Annotated in this window: 4 protein-coding genes and 1 pseudogene; all 5 read left to right on the forward strand. The window is 62.9% G+C overall.

Annotated features, from left to right (window positions below):
- A partial coding sequence (locus tag B7L68_RS08080) for an AMP-binding protein (RefSeq protein ID WP_143615337.1) occupies positions 1–1077 on the forward strand: 1077 nt, incomplete at its 5' end.
- Positions 1077–1472 (forward strand): thioesterase family protein, encoded by a 396-nt coding sequence (locus tag B7L68_RS08085; protein WP_081247160.1) that lies wholly within the window; start codon positions 1077–1079, stop codon positions 1470–1472. The genes B7L68_RS08080 and B7L68_RS08085, both read left to right, overlap by 1 nt.
- Before the next feature lie 125 nt (positions 1473–1597).
- Entirely contained in the window at positions 1598–3478 is a 1881-nt protein-coding gene (locus B7L68_RS08090; RefSeq protein ID WP_081247161.1) for an AMP-binding protein, read from the forward strand.
- Between the two features lie 56 nt (positions 3479–3534).
- The gene (locus B7L68_RS08095; protein ID WP_193432492.1) at positions 3535–4677 is read left to right on the forward strand and encodes a thiolase domain-containing protein; all 1143 of its coding nucleotides are present in this window, start codon (positions 3535–3537) and stop codon (positions 4675–4677) included.
- Positions 4674–4993, forward strand: a pseudogene (locus tag B7L68_RS08100) (thiolase domain-containing protein); the annotation flags it as partial. The gene B7L68_RS08095 and the pseudogene B7L68_RS08100, both read left to right, overlap by 4 nt.

Genomic DNA, 4993 nt, shown 5'->3' on the forward strand with positions numbered 1-4993 from the left:
TACTGGTGTACTGGCGACATAGGCTGGGGCACCGGCGCCTGGTACGTGGCCTTCGGCCCGTTCGCCATGGGCCTCACCCAGGTGATGTACGAGGGGGCGCCGGACTTCCCGCAGCCGGACCGCTGGTGGGCCATAATAGAGCGCTACGGCGTCAACGTGTTCTTCTCGTCGCCGACCGCGATGCGCATGTTCATGCGCTACGGCGAGGAGTGGCCTAGGAAGCACGACCTGTCGACCCTGAGGGCTATATTCACCGTGGGCGAGCCCCAGAACCCCGAGGCCTTCTGGTGGATGTACAGAGTTCTCGGCAACGAGAAGATATTCGTCGGCTCCACGTGGGGCATGACGGAGACGGGCGCGGTGCCGCTCGACATAGCCCCTGGCTTCTACCTGCTTCCAATGAAGCCCGGCGCCAACGGCCCGCCGAGGCCCGGCTACGATATAGACGTCGTAGACGAGAAGGGCAACCCGACTCCGCCGGGCGTCCGCGGATATCTCGTCATCAGAAGGCCTTGGCCCGGCATGTTGCACGGAATATACGGCGATCCCGAGCGGTATGTCAAGACGTTTTGGAGCAGGTTCCCGGGCGTGTTCTACGCCGGGGATTACGCGATCAAGGACAGGGACGGCTACATATGGGTGTTGGGGAGGGCTGACGAGGTGATAAAGGTGGCCGGCCACCGCCTGGGCACCTACGAGCTGGAGTCGGCCCTCATATCCCACCCGACGGTGGCGGAGGCCGCCGTGATAGGCATACCGGACCCAATAAAGGGAGAGGTGCCCATGGCGTTCGTCGTGCTGAAGCAAGGCGTCGCCGGGACCGACGAGCTGAGGAAGGAGCTCCGCCAGCACATACGCAACACGGTGGGCCCCATAGCGGAGCCCGGCCAGATATACTTCGTCACGAAGCTCCCCAAGACCCGCTCCGGCAAGATAATGAGGCGCGTGTTGAGGGCCATAACGGTCGGCGGTCAGATAGGGGATGTGACCACGCTGGAGGACGAGACGTCGGTGGAGGAGGTCAAGAGAGCCTTCGAGGAGATGAAGAAAGAAATAGCTGGGCAAGAAACGCCTTAATGCCCTTCGAGGCGAGGTTCCATATATATTGGTCGCAAACGGACGCGGCGGGGATTGTCCATTTTTCCGAGTTCTTCTCGTTGGTGGAGCACGCCGAGGAGGAGCTCTACAGATCTAGGGGTGTGCTGGACGCGCACGGCCGCATGCCCAGGGTCGAGGCGCATGCCGTCTTCAAGTCGCCTCTCAGAAGGGGCGACGAGGTCAGAGTAGTTCTGAGGCCTCTGGAGCTGAAGGAGAAGGCCGTGAAGTACGGCTTCGAGGTCTACAACGAGACCGAGGGGGTTCTGTCGGCCTCGGGCTATATAGTGGCCGTCTGCGTCGAGAACGACGGCGGGAGGCTGAGGTCGACCAGATGCCCGCAGAGCCTTCTGGATGCATGGAGAAGCATAGAGTAGCCTCGCGCCGCTCTGCCGGCCCCCTCGCCGGTGGTCCGCCCGTTGGTCCGGCCGAGGGACGGGCGCCTTCCCCGTCGGGCAACGTAGTATGTGAAAATTTATATAATTAGTTCAAATATTAGCTAATGCAGGTTTGGAGACCTGAAAGAGAACACCTAGAAGAATCAAATGTAGCTAGATATATGTCGAGCCATGGATTTAAGACCCTCGCCGAATTCGTTTCATTTACGCAGGACAGACCGGAGGAATTTTGGCGCTCCTTCGACAGAGAGGTTCTGAACTTGAGGTGGTATGAGGACTATGTAAGAGTTTTGGACCTGTCGCGCGGCGTCCAGTGGCCTAGGTGGTTCGTCGGCGGGCGCATCAACATAGCCGACCAGCTGGCGGACTCGGCGGAGCCTCTGGTGAAGTGGGAGGGGGAGGACGGCTCGGCGGTCGTGTGGAGCTACTCCGAGGTCATCTATAGGGCTAGAGCCGTGGCGAGCTGGCTGAGGCGCAACGGCCTGGAGAGGGGGGACCGCGTGGCGATCTATATGCCCATGGTCCCCGAGATAGTGCCCGTCATGCTCGGCGCCATAAGAGCCGGCGGCGTGATAGTGCCCCTCTTCAGCGGCTTCGGGAAGGAGGCCATACGGGTAAGGCTCGAGGACAGCGAGGCCAAGTTCGTCTTCGCGTCGGACGTCTCCTACCGCCGCGGCAAGGAGGTGGACATGTTGTCGGAGCTCAGGGCCGGCCTCGCGGGCTCCGTCAGGCAGGTGGTCGTCCAGGAGCGGTCGGGCAGGCCCAGCGGCTACACCCCGCTCTCGGAGGTCTTCAGGACCGGCGGCGATAGCGTGGAGATGGGCGACTCGGAGGACCCCGTAATGATAATTTATACTTCGGGCACCACCGGCAAGCCCAAGGGCACCGTCCACACCCACGACGGATTCCCCATAAAGGCGGCCGCCGACGTCTACTTCCACTTCGATGTTGGGAGGGGAGATACCTTGAGTTGGGTGACCGACATGGGCTGGATGATGGGGCCGTGGATGGTGTTCGCGGCATATCTGCTGAGGGGCTCCATGGCCTTCTTCGAGGGGGCCCCCGACTTCCCCAAGGACAGGCTCTGGCGCTTCGTCGAGAGGTTCGGAGTCAAGGCGCTGGGTCTGGCGGCCACCCTCACGAGGCATCTCCGAAGTCTAGGCGCCGTCGCAGAGCCGGGCCAGCTGGATGGGCTGAAGGCCTTCGGCAACACCGGCGAGCCGATCGACCTGGAGAGCTGGCTTTGGTTGCACAACATGGGCAGGGGGCGCATCCCCATCATCAACTACTCGGGGGGGACGGAGGTCTCGGGCGGCATATTGGGCTGCTACGTCGTGAGGGAGATAAAGCCGAGCTCCTTCAACGGGGCCAGCATAGGCACCAAGGCCGCCGTCTTCGCAGAGGACGGCAGGCCGGCGCCTCCGGGCGTGGAGGGGGAGCTGGTAGTGCTCTCCGTCTGGCCCGGCATGACCAGAGGGTTCTGGCGCGACCCCCAGCGCTATCTGGAGACCTACTGGAGCAAGTGGCCCGGCGTATGGGCCCACGGAGACGCCGCCGCTGTGGACGGAGAGGGCTTCTTCTACATACTGGGCAGGGCCGACGACACAATCAAGGTAGCCGGCAAGCGGCTTGGCCCCGCCGAGATAGAGACGGTGCTCAACGCACATCCAGCGGTGGCCGAGTCGGCGTGCATCGGCGTCCCCCATGAGGTCAAGGGGGAGGTCCCCATATGCTTTGTAGTCCTCAAGCCAGGCCACGAGCCGAGCGAGCAGTTGAGGCGCGAGCTCATAGAGCTGACGGAGAGGGAGCTCGGCAAGGCCTTCGGGGCCGTGGAGGACATAAAGTTCGTGAGGATGTTGCCCAAGACCCGCAACGCCAAGATAATGAGGAGGGTGATCAGAGCGGTCTATCTGGGCAGAAGCCCCGGCGACCTCTCGGCTCTGGAAAACCCAGATGCGATTGATGAGATAAAAAGGGCTTTATAATCGTCTAAATCAAACTGCACTGCAATTGTTAAATAAAGGATATATCACGAAAATACATGAGGGTAGGGATAGCCGGCGTGGGCTGGTTCGGCTTCCAGCCCGAGATCGTCGACTACTCGTTCAGAGAGATGGTGTTCAAGGCGGCCCAGAGAGCCTACGAGGACGCCGGCGGCCTAGACCCGCGGAGAGACGTCGATGCGTTTATATCCTGTCAGGAGGACTTCTGGGAGGGGATATCCATAGCCGATGAGTTCGCGCCGGATCAGCTCGGCGGGGCCATGAAGCCCGTCTACACGGTAGCCGGCGACGGGCTTCAGTGCGTCGGGCAGGCCAGCATGATGATCAAGTCCGGCCTCTTCGACGTGGTGGTCGTCGAGTCCCATGGAAAGCCCTCGGACATAGCGACGCTCAACGACGTCATGTTCACCGCAACCGACCCCATTTCGGTTAGGCCGCTGGGCCTCGAGAACGTGCACGCCGTAGCTGCCCTGGAGGCCAGATCCTACATGTCGAAGTACGGAGTCTCCGAGGACCACCTGGACGCCGTCGTGGAGAAGGCGCATGAAGCCGGCCTGAGGAACCCCAGAGCCGTCTACGCGTCCCTGGACAGGCGGAGGAACTCCACCCCGGTCGTGGCGGACCCCCTAAGGGAGGCCGATATAGCTAGGTTCGTCGACGCCGCCGTGGTGGTCGTGCTGGCCTCCGAGAGAGTTATCAGAGACTACACGGACGCGCCTGTCTGGGTCGACGGAGCTTGGTGGTCCACCGAGATATCCACGCTGGAGCTCCACGACTGGTCCTTCCCTGTCCACGCCAGGGAGGCGGCCGACGGGGCCTACGCGCAGGCCAAAATCGCCGATCCCGCCAAGGAGGTGGGGTTCGCCGAGGTGGACAACAGATACAGCTTCAAGGAGCTACAGCATATAGAGGCCTTGAGGCTCGCCCCGAAGGGCGCCGCCAAGGATCTGCTGGCCGACGGCGCCTTCTGCCCCGGCGGAAGGCTCCCGGTGAATCTCAGCGGCGGGGCGCTGGCGGAGGGAGTGCCGTTGGAGGTCCACGGGCTGGCGAGGCTCAGCTACGCGGTGGGCGTCATGAGGAGCGAGATAAAGGCCGAGGTGGACAGAGCCGACGTAGCCGTCGTGCACAGCTGGAGGGGCGTCCCCACCACGACGAGCGCCGTGACGGTGTTGAGGCTATGACGGGGCGCAACCTCAACTTCAAACACCGCGTCGCCGTGGTCGGCGCCGGGCTGACGTTGTTCAGGAGTAGAATGCTCGAGACTCCGCAGGAGCTGGCGTGGCTCGCCGCCAAGCAGGCCCTCGACGAGGCCGGCCTCACGCTTAAGGACATAGACTGCGTGGTGATCGGCAGCGCGCCGGACGCCTTCGACGGCGTCCACATGAAGGGGGAGTACCTCGCCGAGGGCGCCGGCGGGATCCACAAGCCTACGGTCAGGGTGTATGTGGGCGGCGCCACGGGGGTCTTCGTGCCCATAGCGGCTTGGTGGCACGTGGC

This window comes from Thermoproteus sp. CP80, from assembly GCF_002077075.2.
In the GTDB taxonomy this organism is placed as follows: Archaea; Thermoproteota; Thermoprotei; order Thermoproteales; family Thermoproteaceae; genus Thermoproteus.